At 64.1% G+C, this 19,851-nt stretch carries 20 protein-coding genes; 13 read left to right on the top strand and 7 right to left on the bottom strand.

What is annotated here, in order from left to right; all coding sequences use genetic code 11:
• The first annotated feature begins 344 nt into the window (after positions 1 to 344).
• From B843_RS11675 to B843_RS11655, 5 genes are all read left to right on the top strand, one after another.
• Positions 345 to 2,000 (top strand): SpaH/EbpB family LPXTG-anchored major pilin, encoded by a 1,656-nt coding sequence (locus B843_RS11675; protein ID WP_025253675.1) that lies wholly within the window; start codon positions 345 to 347, stop codon positions 1,998 to 2,000.
• Positions 2,001 to 2,182: 182 nt separating this feature from the next.
• A complete protein-coding gene (locus tag B843_RS11670) occupies positions 2,183 to 3,100 on the top strand; it encodes a class C sortase (protein WP_025253674.1) in 918 nt (305 codons plus the stop codon).
• 13 nt (positions 3,101 to 3,113) lie between these two features.
• A complete protein-coding gene (locus tag B843_RS11665; protein WP_025253673.1) occupies positions 3,114 to 3,956 on the top strand; it encodes an isopeptide-forming domain-containing protein in 843 nt (280 codons plus the stop codon).
• Between the two features lie 12 nt (positions 3,957 to 3,968).
• Entirely contained in the window at positions 3,969 to 4,880 is a 912-nt protein-coding gene (locus tag B843_RS11660; RefSeq protein ID WP_025253672.1) for a class C sortase, read from the top strand.
• Between the two features lie 46 nt (positions 4,881 to 4,926).
• A complete protein-coding gene (locus B843_RS11655; protein WP_025253671.1) occupies positions 4,927 to 6,102 on the top strand; it encodes an FUSC family protein in 1,176 nt (391 codons plus the stop codon).
• A 144-nt stretch (positions 6,103 to 6,246) separates the two neighbouring features.
• Here the strand turns inward: B843_RS11655 and B843_RS11650 are convergent, their stop codons facing one another.
• Entirely contained in the window at positions 6,247 to 7,686 is a 1,440-nt protein-coding gene (locus B843_RS11650) for an Abi family protein (RefSeq protein WP_025253670.1), read from the bottom strand.
• Positions 7,687 to 7,839: 153 nt separating this feature from the next.
• Here B843_RS11650 and B843_RS11645 point away from each other — a divergent pair, with 153 nt between their 5' ends.
• On the top strand, positions 7,840 to 8,040 hold the full coding sequence (locus tag B843_RS11645; protein ID WP_034651722.1) for a hypothetical protein: 201 nt from the start codon (positions 7,840 to 7,842) through the stop codon (positions 8,038 to 8,040).
• Positions 8,041 to 8,069: 29 nt separating this feature from the next.
• On the opposite strand, the gene B843_RS11640 is transcribed toward B843_RS11645, so the two are convergent.
• Complete coding sequence (locus B843_RS11640) at positions 8,070 to 8,555, bottom strand: hypothetical protein (RefSeq protein ID WP_025253668.1); 486 nt, start codon at positions 8,553 to 8,555, stop codon at positions 8,070 to 8,072.
• Entirely contained in the window at positions 8,552 to 8,743 is a 192-nt protein-coding gene (locus B843_RS11635; protein ID WP_034651747.1) for a helix-turn-helix transcriptional regulator, read from the bottom strand. Before B843_RS11635 ends, B843_RS11640 begins: the two co-directional genes overlap by 4 nt.
• Before the next feature lie 189 nt (positions 8,744 to 8,932).
• Here B843_RS11635 and B843_RS13945 point away from each other — a divergent pair, with 189 nt between their 5' ends.
• From B843_RS13945 to B843_RS11620, 3 genes are all read left to right on the top strand, one after another.
• Complete coding sequence (locus B843_RS13945; RefSeq protein WP_025253666.1) at positions 8,933 to 9,214, top strand: hypothetical protein; 282 nt, start codon at positions 8,933 to 8,935, stop codon at positions 9,212 to 9,214.
• Positions 9,190 to 9,675: a CPBP family intramembrane glutamic endopeptidase gene (locus B843_RS11625; protein ID WP_025253665.1), complete on the top strand. Its 486-nt coding sequence runs from the start codon at positions 9,190 to 9,192 to the stop codon at positions 9,673 to 9,675. Before B843_RS13945 ends, B843_RS11625 begins: the two co-directional genes overlap by 25 nt.
• Before the next feature lie 170 nt (positions 9,676 to 9,845).
• Positions 9,846 to 10,970, top strand: a complete 1,125-nt coding sequence (locus B843_RS11620) for an FUSC family protein (protein ID WP_025253664.1) — start codon at positions 9,846 to 9,848, stop codon at positions 10,968 to 10,970.
• 99 nt (positions 10,971 to 11,069) lie between these two features.
• On the opposite strand, the gene B843_RS11615 is transcribed toward B843_RS11620, so the two are convergent.
• On the bottom strand, positions 11,070 to 11,927 hold the full coding sequence (locus B843_RS11615) for a hypothetical protein (protein ID WP_025253663.1): 858 nt from the start codon (positions 11,925 to 11,927) through the stop codon (positions 11,070 to 11,072).
• A gap of 96 nt (positions 11,928 to 12,023) precedes the next feature.
• Here B843_RS11615 and B843_RS11610 point away from each other — a divergent pair, with 96 nt between their 5' ends.
• Together B843_RS11610 and B843_RS11605 are read left to right on the top strand one after the other, a co-directional pair.
• Entirely contained in the window at positions 12,024 to 13,313 is a 1,290-nt protein-coding gene (locus B843_RS11610) for an adenylosuccinate synthase (RefSeq protein WP_025253662.1), read from the top strand.
• 114 nt (positions 13,314 to 13,427) lie between these two features.
• A complete protein-coding gene (locus B843_RS11605; RefSeq protein ID WP_025253661.1) occupies positions 13,428 to 14,615 on the top strand; it encodes an ATP-grasp domain-containing protein in 1,188 nt (395 codons plus the stop codon).
• 25 nt (positions 14,616 to 14,640) lie between these two features.
• Here the strand turns inward: B843_RS11605 and B843_RS11600 are convergent, their stop codons facing one another.
• Together B843_RS11600 and pdxR are read right to left on the bottom strand one after the other, a co-directional pair.
• Positions 14,641 to 15,147, bottom strand: coding sequence for a GNAT family N-acetyltransferase (locus B843_RS11600; protein ID WP_025253660.1), 507 nt, complete (start codon positions 15,145 to 15,147; stop codon positions 14,641 to 14,643).
• Between the two features lie 98 nt (positions 15,148 to 15,245).
• Positions 15,246 to 16,649 (bottom strand): MocR-like pyridoxine biosynthesis transcription factor PdxR, encoded by a 1,404-nt coding sequence (pdxR, locus tag B843_RS11595; protein WP_025253659.1) that lies wholly within the window; start codon positions 16,647 to 16,649, stop codon positions 15,246 to 15,248.
• Positions 16,650 to 16,769: 120 nt separating this feature from the next.
• Here pdxR and pdxS point away from each other — a divergent pair, with 120 nt between their 5' ends.
• Both pdxS and pdxT read left to right on the top strand, forming a co-directional pair.
• The gene (pdxS, locus tag B843_RS11590) at positions 16,770 to 17,666 is read left to right on the top strand and encodes a pyridoxal 5'-phosphate synthase lyase subunit PdxS (protein ID WP_025253658.1); all 897 of its coding nucleotides are present in this window, start codon (positions 16,770 to 16,772) and stop codon (positions 17,664 to 17,666) included.
• Complete coding sequence (gene pdxT / locus B843_RS11585) at positions 17,666 to 18,232, top strand: pyridoxal 5'-phosphate synthase glutaminase subunit PdxT (RefSeq protein WP_025253657.1); 567 nt, start codon at positions 17,666 to 17,668, stop codon at positions 18,230 to 18,232. The genes pdxS and pdxT overlap by 1 nt, the downstream gene beginning before the upstream one ends.
• A 63-nt stretch (positions 18,233 to 18,295) precedes the next feature.
• On the opposite strand, the gene B843_RS11580 is transcribed toward pdxT, so the two are convergent.
• Positions 18,296 to 19,660 carry an FAD-dependent oxidoreductase gene (locus B843_RS11580; RefSeq protein WP_025253656.1) on the bottom strand — a complete coding sequence of 455 codons (1,365 nt, stop codon included), beginning with the start codon at positions 19,658 to 19,660 and terminating at the stop codon, positions 18,296 to 18,298.
• Positions 19,661 to 19,851 lie beyond the last annotated feature (191 nt).

Genomic DNA, 19,851 nt, shown 5'->3' with positions numbered 1-19,851 from the left:
TTACAAAAATATGCCTCGATTTTCGGCCATAAGCAGCATGTAATAAGTGGCGAAAACGCGAGGTCAGAGCCTGTATGGATTTACTTTTGTTGACCGATACTTTGCGGCAAGGGGGAAACGTCAACAAAACGTGAGAATTGTCTCTTTTCACAGCTTGTGCACAGTCTAAATGAACACCTAAAGTGTGAAGCTGACTTTCACATCTGAAAGCAATGAGCTTCTTCGCTTCGGGCCGGGAACCGGCGGGGGCGTGCCTCTCGTCACTGGGAGATGACAAGGGCTCGAGATTGAATGGATTGAAGCCTTCCCCTTAAGGCTTCCCTTAAAATAAGGAATTTGACACTATGAAGAATCGCTCCTACAAGGTGCGTTCCGTCGCCGCTGCGGCGATCATGGGCCTGACCCTTACCACTTCCGCGCTGGGCGTTCCTGCCGCTCTAGCTGCCGACAGCACTACAACTACCGCGCCAGCATCGCTTATGGATCCGTCCAAGGACGGGCAGGCCAGCCTGACCATTCACAAGTTTGCCAATCCTGAAAGTGAGGGCACCCCGACCGGTAATGTTGGAGACGCTACCGGTAATGGAACGGCGGTTTCCGCAGGCTTCACCATCTGGAAGATCACCGGCATCGACATCAAGACCAACGAGGGTCTCAAGGCTGCTGCCCAGCTGAAGGCCTCTGACTTCACCATCTCTGGTAGCGGCGCGAGTGCTACCGCAACCTACAACGGTACGATCCCTGGGGTCGGAGTGGAGAAGGTTGGTACCGAGCACAATGGTTCTGAGATCACGTTCGGTGGTCTGGATCTGGCGGCTTACCTCGTCTCCGAGACGACCGCACCGGCAGCAGTATCCAACCCCGATGGCTCCGTTACCACCTATGCAGCGGCAAGCAACTTCATCGCCTTCGTGCCGATGACTCAGAATAATGCGACCACCGGCGGCACCGAGTGGAACTACGACGTGCACGCCTTCCCGAAGAACTACTCGAACCAGGCGGAGAAGGAAGTCGAAGACACCAACGCCCAGGTCGGCGACAACGTCACCTTCACCGTCTCCGGTGAGGTTCCGCGCAACTTGGATCCGACCAATGGACTTACGAAGTTCTCGTTCGTGGATAAGCTTGACTCTAAGGTTTCCTATGTTGCGGATACGGCAACCGTGAAGGTGCTTGGCTCGGATGGCACCGTATTGGGCACCCTGGATGCTGCCGACTACACGGTTACCAACGAGAGCAACACGCTGACTGTGACACTCACTGACGCGGGTCTGGCCAAGTTCAACAGCAGCTGGAAGACCACCGGCAAGAAGATCGTGCTCACTTTCGATGTGACTGTGAACCAGGCTGGCGAACTGACGAACACCGCCGACGTGGTCAGCAACAATGGTTCTGGTTCCGGTGACACCACCACCAAGACGAACACCACCAAGTCCTACTGGGCCAAGGTGAACATCGTCAAGCAGGCCGCGGACGATCAGACCAAGAAGCTTGCTGGCGCTGAATTCCAGGTCTACGGTTCTCTGGATGATACGTGTACCGACGCCGATTTGGTAGATGGTAACAAGATCTCCACGAAGTCTGGCACCGATGCTGCCGTTACGGACACCTGGACGACGGATTCCAATGGTCAGGTGACCATCAATGGTCTGCACGTCAACAACTGGGATGACAACAGCACTGTTTCCGATGAGCAGTACAAGGCCTACTGCCTCGTGGAGACTAAGGCTCCTGCGGGCTACGAGCTGCTTGCACAGCCGATCAAGCTGACTCTTAACAGGACTCCGGAGACTGATTTCACCGGCACCGCAAACAATGCCGCCGCTGTCTCGGTTGACGCTACTAACTTCGAGCTAACGGCGACCATCGACAACCTCAAGGACACCACCCCCAACCTTCCGCTGACCGGTGGCGCTGGTGTGGGCATCCTGGCTGCGCTGGGTGCTGCGATTGTGGCGCTGGGTGCATGGTTCGCACGTCGTTCTGCAAAGAACAGCTAGTTGGTGCTTGTTGCACCGTGCCTAGTGTGAACCCGTGAAAGTGGTGTTCGCCTAGGTGAAAAGGCAGGGTGCGTTGTAAGGCGCGCCCTGCCTTTTCCTGCATACGCAGGAAGAAATACAAACTTTTATACTCCGCTCGTCGCGTTGGTTGCGGCGTGTGGCGGGTCCAAGAGAGAAGACGCGTGGAAGACCCCTCTGAAACCACACTCGACTCGGGTCGGGCTGGCGGTCGGCATCGAACGGCGAAGAAAAAGAATCTCGCGCTGCCGGCCATTTTGGTGATCCTGGGAATGCTTGTCATGCTGTACCCGGTGGTGTCGACGATGCTCAACAACTACGCCACGACGAAGGCGGCCAAGGAGTACGCGCAGCTGGAGAAGTCCGTGCCGCAGGAGGTCAAGGACACCCAGTGGGAGGACGCGCAGCGCTACAACGCGGAGCGCACCCAGGGCCCGCTCCTGGACCCGTGGCTCGACCAGATCGACGAGAGCAATCCCGACTACGCGAGCTACCTCGAGAAGCTCAACGCCACCGACGCGATGGCGCGCCTTATCATCCCATCGATCAAGGTGGACCTGCCCATCTATCACGGCACGAGCGACGAGACTCTGCAGAAGGGGCTCGGCCACCTGTACGGCTCCGACCTGCCCGTCGGCGGCGAGGGCACGCACGCGATCATCACCGGCCACACGGGCCTGACCAACGCCACGCTGTTTGATCGCCTAAGCGATGTGAAGGAAAACGACGTCTTTTACGTCCAGGTCTCCGGCCACAAGCTCAAGTACCAGGTCGACCAGATCAAGGTGGTTCTCCCCACCGAGACGGACGATCTCAAGGTGCAGGAGGGCAAGGATCTCATCACCATGATCACCTGCACCCCGTACGGAATCAACACTCACCGCCTGCTCGTTCGCGGGCACAGGGTTGAGATGGATCCCTCGGAGGAGGCCATCTTCGATCAGACCCAGTCGCCGGGCATGCAATGGTGGATGTACGCGCTCATCGCGCTGGTTATTCTCATCGCACTGGGGCTCCTATGGTGGTTGCGCAAGGCGCGTAGCGTCGTCAAGCCGCAAGAAGGCGAAGCCCATGAAAACTAGGAAAGGTTCATCGATGATTTCACGCTTGACGACGGGCTACGCGGCGAAGCTCACCGCGGCGGTCGCCCTCACGATGGCGATTTCGGGCGGGGTTTTCGGTGCCGCCCCGGCGCTGGCGGCGCACGTGGTGGGCGCGGGCAGCTCCGCCGGTGCCGAGCAGCTCACGGGCACGAACAACCTCAAGATCACGCTGGTGAAGGGGACCGACGAGAACGGCAACCCCTCGGCGGGCAGCGTGGCGGGCGTGACCATCACCCTCGACCGGCTGGCGGGGATCGACCCGGCCAACGCCGAGGACATGAAGCGGTTTGAGGCCGCGGACATCGCCGACATCCAGAACAACTGGCCCAAGGACCTCCACTTTGAGAAGGTCACCAACAGCGAGGGAACCGTCAGCTTCGAGGAGCTGCCCACCGGCGTGTACCTCGTGACCTCCGTCGCGCCCTCGGACGGCGGCGAGTACCGCGAGGTGAGCCCCTTCCTCGTGGCGGTGCCGTTCCACACCGGCGACTACCAGGAAAGCCCCGTCGAGGGCGTCATCCTGGCCAAGTCGAAGTCCCCGATCACGCCGCCGGACGACAACCCGCCCGTGGTGCCCACCACGCCGCGAACCCCCGGTGGTACCTCCGAGACGACCCCGACCCAGCCGCCGGCAACCGACACGCCAGGCACGCCGGGCGGCCCGACCAACCCCGGCAACAAAGGCGGCGGTATCTCGAGCCTGCCGCTGACCGGCGTGCAGGTCATCGGCCTGGTCATCGCGGCCGCCATCCTCATCGGCGGAGGCTTCCTCATGATCCTCCTCAGCCGCAAGCGCAAGGGGCAGGACCAGCTCCTTGCGCCGGGAGAGAAGTAGAAGGCACCCGGCGTGGCATCACGAACTACGGAGGGCAAGCACAGCGCGAAGCGGGCCTCGGGCAAGAAGAAGTCCAACGCGCTCATCGCGCTGCTGCTCATCGTCGCGGGCCTTGGAGTGCTGTTGTACCCGGTCATCGCGACGCAGTGGAACAACTTCTCCCAGCTTCGGGCATCCGAAGAGTACTCCAAGCTGGAGAAGCAGGCCCCGCAAGAGGTGCTGGACACCGCCTGGAACGAGGCGCAGAAGTACAACGAGGAGCGCCCCTACGACGGAAACGTCATGGACGCGTGGAACGACCGCGCGGACGAGAACTCCGAGGCCTACCAGCAGTACCAGCGCTACCTTTCTGAGCTTGCCGAGACCGAGGCGATGGGCCGCATCATCATCCCGTCCATCGACTCCGACCTGCCCATCTACCACGGCACCTCCGAGGCGACGCTGGCCAAGGGGGCGGGTCACCTGTACGGCACCGACCTCCCGGTCGGCGGCGAGGGGCGCCACGCCGTGCTCTCCGCGCACACGGGCATGCAGAACGCGACCCTGTGGGACAACCTCACCAAGGTGAAGGAGGGCGACGCCTTCTACATCCAGGTTGCGGGCCACAAGCTCAAGTACCAGGTCGACCAGATCAAGGTGGTGCTCCCCTCAGAGACCGACGACCTCCGCCGCGTCGACGGGCAGGACTACGTCACGCTCATCACGTGCACCCCGTACGGCATCAACACCCATCGGCTCCTCGTGCGCGGGCACCAGGAGCCGATGGACCCGAGCGACGAGGCGGTCTTCGACTCCAACAAGGGCCTGCACATGCAGTGGTGGATGTGGGCGATCCTCGCCGCGGCCGCCCTCATCCTGCTCTTCCTCATCATGTGGCTGCGCCGCCTGCGCCGGGACGCCAAGAAGGCGGCCGAGGAGGCCTAGGCCCGCGCGGGCACGCGTGTCGGCGGGAGTGTCTAAGGTGGAAGCCATGGCAACGAAGACCTCCGCCACGCTCCGGCAGCTAAAGGAGCTCGAAGGCCAGCTCAACAGCCGCTCCCTGCGCGTCCGGCGCAACTTCGTCAGCATCGTGCAGGGCTCGCTGTCCGCGGGCATCGCCTTCTGGTTCACCCACACGCTCCTCGGCCACGAGCGCCCCTTCTTCGCGCCCATGGCCGCGGTCATCATCCTTGGGCTGTCCAGCGGCAACCGCATCCGGCGCGCGTTCGAGCTGTCCATCGGCTGCACGCTGGGCATCGGCGTGGGCGACCTCCTCATCCACGGGATCGGCAGCGGGGACTGGCAGATCGCGTTGGCGGTGTTTGTCTCCTTGCTCATCGCGTCGTTCTTGTCCACCTCCCAGCTGCTGATCAACCAGGTGGCGGTGGGTTCGATCCTTATCGCCACGATCATCCCGCCGGGGACCTCCGGCACCTACGAGCGCATGTTTGACGCGGTTGTCGGCTGCACGGTGGGGCTGTTGGTCATGGCGATGATCCCGCAGTCGCCGCTCGCAGGCGGTCGCCGGGAGGTGGCGCGCGTGCTCAAGATCGCCCAGGGCGTGCTCGCCGACGTCGCGGACGCGCTCGCCGCCCACGATGCCGAGGCCATCCACACCGCGCTGGTGGAGGTGCGCGGCTCCCAGGGCGCCATCAACGCGATGCTGCTCGAGGCGAAGTCGAGCAAGGAAAACGCGGCCTTGTCGCCGCTGCTGTGGGCGTCGAAGCACCGGGTGCGTTCGTTCGTGCGGATCCTGCCCGCCGTGGATAACGTTGTGCGCAATACTCGGGTTCTTGCCCGGCGTGCCGAGGTGCTCACCCAGGATGGTGAGAAGGTCAGCGACGACCAGATCGAGATCATTAACGAGCTTTCCGACGCCGTTGGCTTGCTGGCCGAGGTCTACCTCAAGGAGGCCCCAGTCGACGAGGCCGTCGCGATCCCGGAGCTCACGCGGAAGCTGCGCTACCTAGGGGCGCGATGCACCCTCGATGTCGCCGAAGGGGGAGTGCTGTCGGCGCAGGTGATCCTGGCGCAGTCGCGCTCGATCATCGTGGATCTGCTGCAGGTGTGCGGCATGTCCAGGGAGTCGGCCGCGGCGGCGCTGGCGCCGACGACGAAGACTCCGGCGTTCCCGCCGGAGGTCGTCGAAAAGCCTGAAAGCGACTAGTCTTCGAGGCTCGCCTCGAGCCGCGCGCTGCCGGAGCAGGCTGCGTGAGACGAAGAACAGTGCAGCGGCGAGGAAGAACTTTTCCCAGAACGCTTCCATTGCTCGTTCACAGACATGTCAGCATCCGCCACCGGATTCAGACTCCTAGTTCCCCGGTGCAGCATAAGCTCTCGCGATGATTCGGCAGCTAGAGGGAAGTCTGTGCGCCGCTTTCAAGACATCGTGAGGGTTCTGTTCGATCTCTGCGATTGGAGGAGTACTGAAACCATTTGCCATATCGGGAGACAGCCACCAGTCTTGGGCGCATTGCTCGGGAGTGCGATCTCGTGAGTATGCGTATTTGTCAAGAAGTACCTCGTTTACGTCGGCAACCTCGGGCTTGATATGGGTTTTCTCTTCGGAGAATTGGAAGAGGGGGTAGTACTTGGCGTCCCCGATTTGATGGAAAAAGATGGCCTTCTTTTTACACAAGTATCTTAAGAAGTTCTTGCGTTCAGCAGGGAGTCGGTCTTTGCAAAAATCTTGCAGGAGCTGTGCTTGGTGGATGATGTCGAGCTCGGTGACAAAGTCTGCGGCCCTGCAGGCTCGTAGTTTCTCGGCTGGTGGAGCCTGCCATATTTTCTGGTTTTTCCAATCTTCCGGAAAACCCATATCGCCAAGCGGGATTCCGCTTGCCTGAGTGAAGGCGGTTATTTGCGCAAGGATTTCAATATGCCAGCTAGAGTCCGGTTCGATGCGCGCAAGTATGAACCGTATTGCCATGATGGATTTATAGAGCTTGTGAGGGAGCCGACTGAATTCTGATAAGTCCGGAAGAGCGGCTACCTGCGGTGTCGAAAGGGATTGGTCAAAGACGCGATTCCATACTCTGGAGTGGTGCGCGCAGCAGTTGCGCAGGTAACGGAAGTGGTTGATCCAGTTTGAGAAAGTTTTTGCATCGCCGCCTCCCGTCTTGTCGATGATTCCCATTCGTGCCGCGATGAGCTTGCAATCCTCTTCGGGCATCTGTTGGAAAAGTCGGCTCAAGGTTCCGAAAGTCATCACTTCGGTGGCCGCCCAGACTGGCAAGTGTAGTCCGTAGTTGCTGGTGAAATGCCTGACGAAGTCTCCTTGACTTCTCATTTCTTCGCGAGTGTAATCCTCGAGCCATTCTTGATGCTTGGGGAGTTTGATGCACTCGGGGGAGGCGATCCAGACAGTGTGGCTTTGGCGCAGGAATTTGTTGATTCTGTGTGCAAAAGGATGGTAGAAGCCTAATCGGTTACTGACATGAAACCGGAGAGAGAGCTCGATTTTTTCCAGCGCTTCAACCAGCTTATTCCCGATTTCCGTGTCGAACTGATAGAGGGATTGTACTTGTTCGAAGGTTGTCCCAGGGAGGAAGTCTTTTCCGCGCTTGAAATAAAAGGTGTATCCAGATAGACGGAAGTAGCCGCAGGTTCGGATAAATGCTTTAGCTTGGTCCCTATCGGAGAAGATCAACCCGTGAGAGCTGAGCTTCTGAATCTGATCTTCGGGGAAGATATAAGGTTTCGCGTAACGACTGTTGTATTGCGGATCGCGTCTTGCTTGCAGCTTGGGCATATAAAAAAACTAGCCGCCTCTCTATACAGAAAGGTCGACTAGTCGTGATGGCAGCAGATTAACTAGGTATAGTGCCAATTTCAATTGGTCAACCCCGAATTTGGGTAGTGGTGAAATGTGCGCTTCAATCGGTCAAGCATCAGTTTTGCGCACATGGCCGCGGTCATCAAGCTGGACCCGTCTTGCGGCAACCACTTCCGGCGTGCGTCCGAGTCGTCCATCGGCTACGTGCTGGAAATCGGCGTGGGTGACCTCCTCATTCACGGGATAAGGAAAGGGGAGTGGTTAGTCGCGTCGTTCTTGTCCGCCTCCCAGCTGCTGATTGGTCAAGTGGTGTTGGGATCGAATGTCTGACGCGTTGGTCGATAAAGCCTGAAAAGCGATTAGTCTTCGAGGCTCGCCTCGATACGCGCCTTGTCGGCCGCGCGCTGCCGGAGCAGCTTGCGGGGGATGAAGATGAGGGCGGCGGCGATGCCGATGATCGCGCCGACGAGGAAGCCGGGGCCGAAGTCGCCGGTTTCGGCGTAGACGCGGTAGCCGATGCCGGCGAACATGGCCACCGCCGCAATCAGCCCGAGCGTGTAGTAGAGGGGGCTTCGTATGGCCTTGAAGCCGGGGGCCTTGTCGCGCAGCCAGCTCTTGGTGACTTGGACGTCGACGAGCATCGGCACCGCGACGAGGAGCGAGAGCGCGGAGAGCTTACCGGGGATGGCCCAGGCGAGGATCGCGCCCACCGTGAGAAGCGTGACGGGGAGGGTGTAGTGGCCGACGGCGAGCGACTGGAAAAGGATCTTTTCTTGGTACTCGTCCTCGGCGCTGTCGCGGACGTTGCGGAAGGCGAAGTCGGCGAGGCGGTCGGTGATGGTCATTGTTCTTGTTCCTTTCCAAAAACCTCTTCCACCGTCTTGCCCAGCTCGTGGCAGATGGCGAGGGCGAGGTGAACGGAGGGGGAGTAGTTGCCTTTTTCGATGTTTGCGATGGTCTGCCGTGAAACCCCGACTCGCTCGGCGAGCTCAGCTTGCGAGAGCTCCAGCCAGCGGCGCCACTTGCGGACCATGTTCTCCTGCTGTTCCAAGGGTGGCCTCCTTTCCTTGGTGTTTATTATCTACTACTGAATGTAAAATATACTTTACTTTGTGGCAAGGGCTATGTTGAACAACTTGGATAGGGGACATGTCAACATGTTAGAATCGCTGAACATGAAATCGTTTCCCCGTTTAAGGGGATTCCAAGAAAAGACCCAACTATGAGTAACCAAGCACTGAAGGCGAATTCCGCGCGCCAGGAGTCCACGGGGCTAAATAGGAGCGACTGGGTCGCGGTAGCAACGCTGGTCTTCTCCACGTTCACCGTCGCCTACGCTTACATGGGGGTTACCAACGACTACCCCTTCACCTTCTTGCTCGGCATCCTGCCGATAGCGAGCCTGATAGCGCTCGTGGGGCCTACCGAGACCTCTACCGGCAACACTGGCGGGAGTTTCGGGCGCACCTGTGGACGAACTTGGGTCTCGTCGTCGCGCTGGTGATCGGCACCCACATTTTGCTGTGGCTTATCCGGCTTGTCGACGGCGGCGGCATCGAGAAGGGAAAACTGACCGAAAGCGCGCGCTTCTTCGAGGTGCAAGACGTCGACGGCTTCTGGCTGACCCTCATCGCGCTGCTTGCCTCGCTGAGCCCGATCGTCCTCGCCTTCGTCGAGGACACCGTCTTCCGCCACACGCTGCTCGTGCGCCCAGCCATCTTCTGGCGGGTGGGCACGGCAGGGAAGGCGCTGCTCGTCCTGCTGAACGCCTTCCTCTTTGGCGCGAGCCACTTCTTCGCCTTCCACGGCAGCCTTCTGGCCACGGTCCCCTACATGGTCGTGGGCCTGTTCTTCTCGCTGGTCTACCTGTGGCGACGCAACCTGTGGCTGGTGCTCGTCGCACACATGGTCTTCAATTCCGCGCCCTTTTTCGCCTCGCTGCTCATCGTCCTCCTCGGGGGCTAGGCGGCCGTGGACCTATGTGGCCTGACCATGATTCTGCCAAGTGTGTGACATCCGCCCAGAAACTTGAAACTCCCAGCTGGCGGCGGCAAAACTAGAAACTTGGAAGAACCGGTGGCGGAGCGCAAGGGGAAAAGTTCATGGTTGCCTCGACGTGGCAGCAGATTCGCTCGATGAATCGTTTCAGGCAGGGCCTGCTGCGCCTGCGCGCGAACTGGGTCTACGTGCTTCAGGCGGGGCTCGCCGCGGGCCTGTCCTACTGGGTGGGGCTCAATGTCTTCGGCCACGCCGAGCCCTTCTTCGCGCCCATGGCCACCGTCATCGTCTTGTCCACCACCGGGGGCGAGCGCTTTAGGCGCTCGGTCGAGCTGGTCCTCGGCGTCAGCCTCGGCGTGGGCATGGGCGACCTGCTCATCTCCGTCGTGGGGCCCGGCACCTGGCAGATCGCGGTGGCGGTGTCGGCGTCGATCGCGCTCGGCATGCTCGTGGACAAGGGCGTGCTCGTGGCCAACCAGGCCTCGTTCGCCGCCGTGCTCATCGCCACCATCCTCCCGCCGGGGACCTCCGGCGGCTTCGACCGCATGATCGACGCGCTCACCGGCGGCGTCGTGGGGCTCATCGTCATCGGGCTGTTCCCGCAGTCGCCGCTGAAGATGGGGCGAAAGGAGATCGCGAAGATCCTGGGGCTGACCTCCGAGGTGCAGTTCCGGGTGGCCGCGGCGCTGAAGACCGCCGACGCGGCGGCGCTGGCCGCCGCACTCACCGACGCCCGCGGCTCCCAGGCGGGCATCAACAACATGATCGCGGCGACAAAGTTCGGCAAGGAGACCGTCACCGTCTCGCCCCTTTTGTGGCACCAGCGCAGCCGCATCAAGTCCATGATCCGCGTGCTCAACCCGGTGGACAACGCCATGCGCGACACCCGCGTGCTCACCCGCAAGGCGCTGGTGCTCACCGAGGACCACGAGACCGCCAGCCCCAAGCAGATCGAGCTCATCGAGGGGCTCGCCGGGGTCACCGCGCGGCTGTCCGACCTCTACTACGGCAAGGGCGAGGTCAACGAGTCGCGGGAGATCCCCGAGCTGGTGGCCACGCTCCGCGAGATCTCCGGGGCCGCGGACCTGAGCGTCGCCGAGGGCAGCGGGCTCTCGGGGCACGCGGTGCTGGCGCAAACCCGCTCGCTGTGCGTGGACCTCATGCAGATCTGCGGGCAGTCGCGCCGCTCCGCCATCGAGGCGCTCGTGCCAATCGCGGCCTCGCCCGCGGCCGTCGAGGAGCTGTGGAACGACGGCGAGTAGATACATTCGACTTCACTCAGAAGACTTCACCCGAAAACCGGCCAAATTTCGGCTGTTTTAGCGTGAAGTCTTGCGTGTGAAGTCGAACGTTACGAAAGCCTACGGCCGCACGATCTGCAGGTCGCGCAGGTGCCGGTAGAACGTCACCCGGTCCACCGGCCGCTTGCGGGAGACCCCGTCGACCTCGATGCGCAGGTTCTCCCCTCCGGCCTGCAGCGCGCGCCCAGTCTTGAGCGTAGCGGCCACGGCGGTGCCGTGCGGGGCCGTGCGCCCGAGCAGGCGGCCGAGCCCGCGGGCGGGGACCTCGTGGATGGGGGTGTCGGCAACCACCGCGGCAAGACCCGGGGCGTCGGTCATGGGTACGAGCTTCGCGCCGAACACGCCGCGCGCGGGGGTGCGCGGGCCCGCGGCGTGGCGGAGGATGACGTCGTCGTCGACGATGACCTCGGCGGAAATCTCCTTGTCGTCCCAGTCCGTCACCGTCGCCGAGCCCGCCACGGCCACCGCGGTGTCGTCGCGGATGAGCGGGGCAGGCTTCACGACGCCTTCGGTCGCCAGCCGAAGGCTGTCGTCGACAAGCGAAGGGATGCCCCAGTTGGTAGCCGCGAGCGACGGGCCGACGGGGACGAAGCCGATCTCGGCCCAGAGGTTGTCGGCGCGCATGAGGCGCGTGAGCACGGCGGACAGGGAGGCGTCGGTGCCGATGACCACGATGCGCCACGGGTCCGGGACCGGCTGGGGCGCGGGGCCCGGCGTGCCCAGGTGGGCGACGTCCGGCTGCATGGCGATCTCGTCGAGCGAGGGCGTAGGGTCGACGGGCAGGACCTCGCGGGCGATGGCGTCGATGGGCTTGAGCTCCTGGCGCGTGGGCGCCTCGGAGAGGTCGAAGACATCGTTTGCGGCTGTGAAATTGACCTCCCGGGCCAGGTTTCCGCAGCGAAGAATGGTCATGCGCATGTCTTAAGACAGTACTGCAATGTAGAATATTTAATCGTCTTTGAGGCCGCCGCGCGGTGGCCTAAATTCCCTAGCAAACAAAGGAATGTGTTTTCCATGGCTGCAATCGTGATCGTGGGTGCCCAGTGGGGCGACGAGGGCAAGGGCAAAGCCACCGACATCCTGGGCGGCCAGGTTGATTACGTGGTCAAGCCCAACGGCGGCAACAACGCCGGCCACACCGTCGTCGTCGGCGGCGAGAAGTATGAGCTCAAGCTGCTGCCCGCCGGTGTGCTCTCCGAGAACGCGCTGCCGATCCTGGGTAACGGCGTGGTCATCAACCTCGAGGCCCTCTTCCAGGAGATCGACGGCCTCGAGGCCCGCGGCGCCAACGCCTCCCGCCTGAAGATCTCGGCCAACGCCCACCTCGTGGCCCCGTACCACCAGGTGCTCGATCGCGTCCAGGAGCGCTTCCTGGGCAAGCGCGCCATCGGAACCACCGGTCGCGGCATCGGCCCGACCTACGCGGACAAGGTCTCCCGCGTGGGCATCCGCGTCCAGGACATCTTCGACGAGTCGATCCTGCGCCAGAAGATCAACTCCGCCCTCGACGTGAAGAACCAGATCCTGGTCAAGCTTTACAACCGCAAGGCCATCGTCGCCGAGGAGATGGTCCAGTACTTCCTCTCCTATGCCGACCGCCTGCGCCCCATGGTCATCGACGCCGAGCTCGAGCTCAACCGCGGCCTCGCCGAGGGCAAGCACCTCCTGTTCGAGGGCGGCCAGGCGACGATGCTCGACGTCGACCACGGCACCTACCCGTTCGTGACCTCCTCGAACCCGACCGCGGGCGGCGCCTGCGTCGGCTCCGGCGTGGGCCCGACCAAGATCACGGCCTCGCTGGGCATCATCAAGGCCTACACCACCCGCGTGGGCGCTGGCCCGTTCCCGACCGAGCTGCACGACAAGTGGGGCGAGTTCCTGCAAACCACCGGCGGCGAGATCGGTGTCAACACCGGCCGTAAGCGCCGCTGCGGCTGGTACGACTCCGTGGTCGCCCGCTACGCCTCTCGCGTCAACGGCTTCACCGACCTGTTCCTCACCAAGCTTGACGTGCTCACCGGCATCGGCGAGATCCCGATCTGCGTGGCCTACGACGTCGACGGCACCCGCTTCGACGAGATGCCGATGACCCAGTCGGACTTCCACCACGCCACCCCGATCTACGAGACCATGCCCGCGTGGGACGAGGACATCACCGGCTGCACCACCTTCGAGGAGCTCCCGGAGAAGGCGCAGGCCTACGTCCGCCGCCTCGAGGAGCTGTCCGGCTGCCGCATCTCTTACATCGGCGTCGGCCCGGGCCGCGACCAGACGATCGTCGTCAACGACGTCATGGAGAGCTAAACCTGAATAAAGCTCAAGCGCCGGTCACCGCGAGGTGGCCGGCGCTTTCGCATTAGGGGTGGTCGCCGTAGGCGTCGGCAAGCGAAAGCTTAAAAGGAGTTATACTAATTCGTTATGGAAACTGCTCAGCCCACGCATTCCGACACCGGCAGCGATACGGCACCGCGCGTGCTCATCCTCGGCGCAGGCGCGCGTGGAAAAGAGATGGTCGGCGCGTTTAGCAAGCTGGGGGTCCACGTCTTCGTGGCCGATTCCTACGGCAACTCCGCCGCCGCCCAGGCCACGCCGAAGTCCTTCGCCTTCGACCTGCGCGATGCGGGAACGCTCAAGGCGCTGGTGGACAAGGTCGACCCCACCTACGTCGTCCCGTGCAGCACCGGCATCAACCTGGCCGTCCTCGAGTCGTTTGCGGCCTCCAGCGGCTGCGTGGTGCCCTCGCGCAAGAGCCTCGAGTTCGTCTTCGACCGCGAGCGCACGCTGACCATGGCGTCCAGGGAGCTGGGCGTTCCCACCCCGCGCTTCCAGAAGGTCTCCTCCCGCGAGGAGCTCACGCTCGCCTGCGAACAGCTGGGCTTCCCCGTGTACGTCGGCCCCCTGTCGCGCATTTCGCTTCTCGACGCTACGCCGGTGGCCTCCATCGACGACGCCATCGCCGTCTGGGCGGGCTTCGGCGCGGGCGAGGTCCTGGTCGAGCGCCCGGTCGAGGCCGACTTCGAGATCACGCTCGTTGCCGCGCGCTCCATCGACCCGCACACGGGCAAGCTGGCCACCTGGTACTGCGAGCCGATCGGCTACCGCCTGTCCAACGGCGAGCTGGCCGAGTCGTGGCAGCCGTGCGCGCTGGGCGCGCAGGCCCTGGAGAACGCCCGCTCGCTGGCCGCCCGCGTGGCCGGAGCCATCGGCGGCCGCGGCGTGTACGCGGTGGAGCTGAGCGTCTCCGGCGACGACGTCTACTTCGTCGGCGTTACCCCCTTCCCACACCGCACCGGCGTGGTCACCGACGCCACCCAGCGCTTTAACGACTGCGACCTCCACGCCCGCGCGATCCTCGGGCTGCCGCTGGACGTCACGCTCATCACCCCCGGCGCCGCCGCCGCGATCCCGCGCACCGAGGAGCTCAAGGAGGTCAGCTACCCGGCGATGGTCGCGGCGCTCACCCACCCGGAGTCCGACGTGCGGGTGTTCGACCCGGCGAACGCGAAGACCCACGCCCCGGTGGGCGTGGGTCTGGTGACGGCCGAGACCGTCGACGAGGCGCGCGAGGGCGCCGCCGCCGTGGCGCGGGCGGTTATCCAGGCGTAGGTTTTCGCCCTGCCCGCGGCAAGAGCTACGAGCGGGCGTCGATGATGGACGCCAGCTTCGAGCCGGCCAGGATCATCGGGGTGTGCGGGACGCCCTCGTCGTCGAACTCCTCGCCCGCGACGGTGAAGCCGAAGGCGGCGTAGTACTCGACCAGCGGGGACTGGGCGGTAAGGAACACGTCCTGCTCGCCGTACTTCTCGTAGGCCAGGCGCAGGGTCTGGAACATGAGGTCGGCGCCGAGCCCGGTGCCGCGGGCCTCCGGCAGGATCGCCAGGCGGCCGAGGTGGCTGACCGGCTTGCCCTCGACGGTGTCGGGGTAAAGGCGGGTGGTGCCAAGCAGGTGGTGATGCTCCTCCGGGTCCGCGGACCACGCGAGCACGTGGAGGGTGGACGGGGTGGCGTCGATGTCGTCGATCTCGGAGTACGGGCACTTCTGCTCGTTGACAAAGATATCCACGCGCAGCTTGTACAGGCGGTGGACCTCGAGCGGGCTCAGCTCGCTCAGCGGGGAAACAGCATACATAGCATTCATGGCAGTGGATATTAACCCCACTTTTGGGCGGATGCCAGTTTTTCGCGGCCGTGTGAGCTGGGATTATTTACACAGCACGAAAATCTTGATGGTACAGATCACAGTTTTTCGTCCTCCAGGGCGTCCGCGACGGCGCCCAGCGCGAAGGCGAATTCCTCGTCCTCGAGGTGGGCGAAACTCAAGATAAAGCCCTGCTCAGGGCCGATTGTGCTCCACAGCTTCTCCGCGTGCCCGAGCCCGATGCCCTGCTCGAGCAGGCGCTTCTCGAAGCTCGCGGCACGTTCGCTATCAGCGAAGCCGAAAAAGTAATCCGCGCCACTTCCCATCGTCGTGATTTCGACCCCTTCGGGCCTCAGCGTGCGTGCGATTGTCGCTTTCCGACGGCCAAGGCGCGCGTGCATCGCCTTCGTGTGCTTGCGCACGTACCCGTTGTGCAAAAGCTGGGCGATCGCGCGCTGGGTAACGCCCGCGACGGGCATCCCGAGCTGCGCGCGGGTGGCCAACAGCCCATCGACGAGCGAGGGCGGGGCGAGCACGTAGCCTGCCGACAGGCTGGGCGAGAGCAGCGTTGAGAAGGTCCCCAGCACGATGACCTGCGCGGTGCTCGCCTGGCCCAGCGCCGCCAGCGCGGGCTCGGGGGCGAGCCGATAGCGCAGCTCGGCGTTGAAGTCGTCCTCCACGACGACCGTGCCGCGCGCGTTCGCCCACTGGATGAGCTCGGCGCGGCGGGCGGCGGGCATCGTCGACCCCAGCGGGTACTGATACGAGGGCGTGACGAGCAGGACGTCGAGATCGCTGGGCAACGCATCGACCAGCACGCCCTGGGAGTCGGTGGCGCACGGGCGGGTCGCGTGACCCAGGAGCGTGATGATCCCGCGCAGGCCCGGGTGGCCGGGGTCCTCCACGCCGACGGTGAGCGGGCGGCCGTAGGCGTCGGAAAGCGCCATGAGAATGAGCATGAACCCCTCGCGGCTGCCGCCGGTGACCAGCACGGAGCGGCTGGAGAGGGCCATGGAGCGGGTGAGCCGGATGTGCTCGGCGATGGCCTCGCGCAGCTCCGGCTGGCCCGCCTGCTCCAGCTTCTTCTCCGGGACGCCCGCGGCCTGGCGCCAGGCGGCGCGCCACGCGGCCGGGCGGACGTTTTGCGGCGAGGCGGTCGACGGCTTGAGCGAGATGCGGATCTTCGGGCGCGGCAGCGCGAGCTGGGGACGGGTACGAGCTGGCTCGGGCGGCGGGGTGAGCAGCTCCGGGTTGACGCGCGTGGGCGCGCCGGGGGAGGAGTGCAGGTAGCCCTCGGCGTGGAGCTGGTCGAAGGCCGTGGTCACCGACCCCCGCGAGACGCCGAGCTGCTCGGCGAGCCGGCGCGTGCCGGGCAGCGCGTCGCCGGGCTTGAGCGCGCCGTCGTTGATAAGCGCCCGGACCTGGGCGGCGATCTGTGCGGGCAGCGAGTGCGGAATCGCGCGGTCGACGGCGAGCGGGAGGTCGGCGCGGAGCAGGGGCACGGGGTTTCCTATGTAATGGGGCGTGTGCGGCGGCACGGGTCCTTGCCGCGCAACTGGACTAAAGAATTAGGCTAATACTGGCACTAGGAATCGTCCAGTTTGGGTGGGAAACTAGCCTGCATGACTGAATCAAACAACCAGAACCTCGTGAACTCCGGCCTGGCCCAGATGCTCAAGGGCGGCGTCATCATGGACGTCGTCACCCCGGAGCAGGCCAAGATCGCCGAGGACGCCGGCGCCGTCGCCGTCATGGCGCTCGAGCGCGTGCCCGCCGACATCCGCGCCCAGGGCGGCGTGGCCCGCATGTCCGACCCGGATCTCATCGAGTCCATCATCGACGCCGTCTCCATCCCGGTCATGGCCAAGGCCCGCATCGGCCACGCCGTCGAAGCCCAGATCCTCGAGCACCTGGGTGTGGACTACATCGACGAGTCCGAGGTCCTCTCTCCCGCCGACTACGTCAACCACATCGACAAGCGCGGCTTCAAGGTGCCCTTCGTCTGCGGCGCCACTAACCTGGGCGAGGCCCTGCGGCGCATCAACGAGGGCGCGTCCATGATCCGCTCCAAGGGCGAGGCTGGCACCGGCGACGTCTCCGAGGCCACCAAGCACATCCGCACCATCCGCTCCGAGATCGCCCGCCTCCAGGCGCTGCAGGCCTCCCAGCCCGACGAGCTCTACGTCGCCGCCAAGGAGCTGCAGGCTCCGTACGAGCTGGTCAAGTACGTCGCAGAGAACGGCGAGCTGCCGGTCGTGCTGTTCACCGCCGGTGGCGTGGCCACCCCGGCCGACGCCGCCCTCATGATGCAGCTCGGCGCCGACGGCGTCTTCGTCGGCTCCGGCATCTTCAAGTCCGGCAACCCCGCAAAGCGCGCCGAGGCCATCGTGCGCGCCACCGCCGCCTACGACGACATCGCCGTGGTCACCGAGGCCTCCCGCGGCCTGGGCGAGGCCATGGTCGGCATCAACGTCTCCGACCTGCCCGCACCGCACCGCCTGGCCGAGCGTGGCTGGTAATGGCTAAGCGCGTAGGCGTCCTCGCCTTCCAGGGTGGGGTGCGCGAGCACGCGGACATGCTTCGCGGGCTAGGCTGCGAGGTGACGCTGGTGAAGAAGGCCTCCCAGCTCGACGAGATCGACGGGATCGTGCTCCCCGGCGGCGAGTCCTCCACGATGGACCGCATCCTGCGCCGCTTCGACATGCGCGACCAGCTCGCGGAGAAGCTGCAAGAAGGCCTGCCCGTGCTGGGCACCTGCGCCGGGCTCATCATGCTGGCCCACCACCTCGAGGATCCGGCCCCCGGCCAGGAGACCCTCGACGTGCTCGACATCGACGTGCGCCGCAACGCCTTCGGGCCCCAGCGCGACTCGGCGGTCGAGCGCATCGAGACCACCTTCGGTGTGGTCGAGGCCGCGTTCATCCGAGCGCCCGAGGTCGTGCGCGTGGGCGAGAGCATCGAGGTGATCGCCCGCGTCGACGGGCGTGTGGTCGGGGTGTCCGCCCCCACCGCCTTGGGCATCAGCTTCCACCCGGAGCTAACCGGGGACAGCACCATCCACGAGCAGTTCCTCGCGTTGGTCTGACAGAAAAAGCCGTAGGCGTCGAAAAGCAAAAGCAAGCTTTCCGACGCCTACGGCTTTACGCGCTTAAATGTGGTACTCGGGCGCCGCGTGGGAGACCATCTCGTCCCACTCGACGATCTTCTTGCGCTCGCGGCCTTCGGCCTGGCCGAGAGCCTTCTCGGCTGCATCGAGCTGGTACCAGCCGTCCCACGTGGTCACGGCGATGTTGCGGCCGTGGAGGAAGTCGAGCACCTGCTGCGGGTCGCGCTGCGGGGCCGGGGTGAGCCGACCGGCGTTCCAGTCCTCGACCAGCATGCCGGTGGTCTCCTTGGCGTCGGACTTGGTGTTTCCGATGAGGCCAACGGGGCCGCGCTTGATCCAGCCGGTGGCGTACAGGCCGGGCACGATCTCCCCGTCGACGTCGACGACGTGGCCGCCATCGTTGCGGATGACGTGCTTCTTCTCGTCGAAGGGGACCTCGTTGACCGGCTCGGAACGGTAGCCGACCGCGCGGTAGACCGCCTGGACCGGCCAGTCGGTGTATTTGCCGGTGCCGCGGACGTTGCCGTCGCCGGTCAGCTCGGTGCGCTCGGTGCGCAGCCCGACGACCTTGCCGTCCTCGCCGAGGATCTCCACCGGGGACTCGAACAGGTGGATGAACAGCTTGTGCGGGGCGCCCTTGGGCTCGCGGATGGCGTAGCCCTCCAGCGTCTGGCAGACCAGATCCTGGGACTTGGAGTCGCGGCGGGCCTGGATGGAGGCCTCGTCGTAGTCGATGTCCTCGGGGTTAACCACGACCTCGATGGTGGGGGAGTGGTCGAGCTCCTTCAGCTCCATCGGGGTGAACTTTGCCTGGGCCGGGCCGCGGCGGCCGAAGACGTGGATCTCCTCGGCCTGGTTGGTCTTGAGCGTTTCGTAGACGTTGTCCGGGATCTCGGTGACGTGCAGCTCGTCGCCGGTCTTGGCCAGGATGCGCGCGACGTCGAGGCCGACGTTGCCCACGCCGACCACGGCGACCTGCTTGGCCGACAGGTCCCAGGTACGCTCGAAGTCCGGGTTGCCGTCGTAGAAACCGACGAACTCGCCCGCGCCGTAGGAGCCCTTCAGCTCGGCGCCGGGGATGTTGAGGTTGCGGTCGCCGGTGGCGCCGGTGGAGAAGATGATGGCGTCGTAGAACTGGCGCAGCTCGTCGACGGTGACGTCGTTTCCGATGTCGATGTTGCCCAGCAGGCGGATCTCAGGCTTGTCCAGCACGGCGTGCAGGGAGGCGATGATGCCCTTGATGCGCGGGTGGTCGGGGGCCACGCCGTAGCGGATGAGGCCGAACGGGGCGGGCATGCGCTCGTAGAGGTCGATGCTGACCTCCAGTCCGGACTTGATCAGCAGATCAGAAGCGTAGATGCCAGCTGGGCCGGCGCCCACGACGGCGACGCGCACGGGTGCGTTCATAAACGGTTCGTTCCCCTTTTAATAGTGTCTGTTCAAGCGGTGGCTGCGCCCCGCCGGTGAACCCCCGCGATGATGCGGAAAAGGCCGCTGGAAGGCGGCATCGCGCGGGGTGGTCGGCGGAGTTTTATGCAGAAGTTAGTCAACCCTCCACTCTACGCTTTTGAATCTGTCTTTTAAAGCGGCGGTGAAGG

The organism is Corynebacterium vitaeruminis DSM 20294 (assembly GCF_000550805.1).
In the GTDB taxonomy this organism is placed as follows: Bacteria; Actinomycetota; Actinomycetes; order Mycobacteriales; family Mycobacteriaceae; genus Corynebacterium; species Corynebacterium vitaeruminis.
The sequence above is the reverse complement of the archived record's forward strand: the minus strand, read 5'-3'. Positions and strand labels throughout refer to the sequence as shown.

What these genes read in the sequence shown, in the direction of transcription:
- B843_RS11675 (WP_025253675.1), top strand. Translation starts at nt 345, where the DNA reads ATGAAGAATCGCTCCTACAAGGTGCGTTCCGTCGCCGCTGCGGCGATC.
- B843_RS11665 (WP_025253673.1), top strand. Translation starts at nt 3,114, where the DNA reads ATGATTTCACGCTTGACGACGGGCTACGCGGCGAAGCTCACCGCGGCG.
- B843_RS11655 (WP_025253671.1), top strand. Translation starts at nt 4,927, where the DNA reads ATGGCAACGAAGACCTCCGCCACGCTCCGGCAGCTAAAGGAGCTCGAA.
- B843_RS11650 (WP_025253670.1), bottom strand. Translation starts at nt 7,686, where the DNA reads ATGCCCAAGCTGCAAGCAAGACGCGATCCGCAATACAACAGTCGTTAC.
- B843_RS11645 (WP_034651722.1), top strand. Translation starts at nt 7,840, where the DNA reads ATGGCCGCGGTCATCAAGCTGGACCCGTCTTGCGGCAACCACTTCCGG.
- B843_RS11640 (WP_025253668.1), bottom strand. Translation starts at nt 8,555, where the DNA reads ATGACCATCACCGACCGCCTCGCCGACTTCGCCTTCCGCAACGTCCGC.
- B843_RS11635 (WP_034651747.1), bottom strand. Translation starts at nt 8,743, where the DNA reads ATGGTCCGCAAGTGGCGCCGCTGGCTGGAGCTCTCGCAAGCTGAGCTC.
- B843_RS13945 (WP_025253666.1), top strand. Translation starts at nt 8,933, where the DNA reads ATGAGTAACCAAGCACTGAAGGCGAATTCCGCGCGCCAGGAGTCCACG.
- B843_RS11620 (WP_025253664.1), top strand. Translation starts at nt 9,846, where the DNA reads ATGAATCGTTTCAGGCAGGGCCTGCTGCGCCTGCGCGCGAACTGGGTC.
- B843_RS11615 (WP_025253663.1), bottom strand. Translation starts at nt 11,927, where the DNA reads ATGCGCATGACCATTCTTCGCTGCGGAAACCTGGCCCGGGAGGTCAAT.
- B843_RS11610 (WP_025253662.1), top strand. Translation starts at nt 12,024, where the DNA reads ATGGCTGCAATCGTGATCGTGGGTGCCCAGTGGGGCGACGAGGGCAAG.
- B843_RS11605 (WP_025253661.1), top strand. Translation starts at nt 13,428, where the DNA reads ATGGAAACTGCTCAGCCCACGCATTCCGACACCGGCAGCGATACGGCA.
- B843_RS11600 (WP_025253660.1), bottom strand. Translation starts at nt 15,147, where the DNA reads ATGAATGCTATGTATGCTGTTTCCCCGCTGAGCGAGCTGAGCCCGCTC.
- pdxS (WP_025253658.1), top strand. Translation starts at nt 16,770, where the DNA reads ATGACTGAATCAAACAACCAGAACCTCGTGAACTCCGGCCTGGCCCAG.
- pdxT (WP_025253657.1), top strand. Translation starts at nt 17,666, where the DNA reads ATGGCTAAGCGCGTAGGCGTCCTCGCCTTCCAGGGTGGGGTGCGCGAG.
- B843_RS11580 (WP_025253656.1), bottom strand. Translation starts at nt 19,660, where the DNA reads ATGAACGCACCCGTGCGCGTCGCCGTCGTGGGCGCCGGCCCAGCTGGC.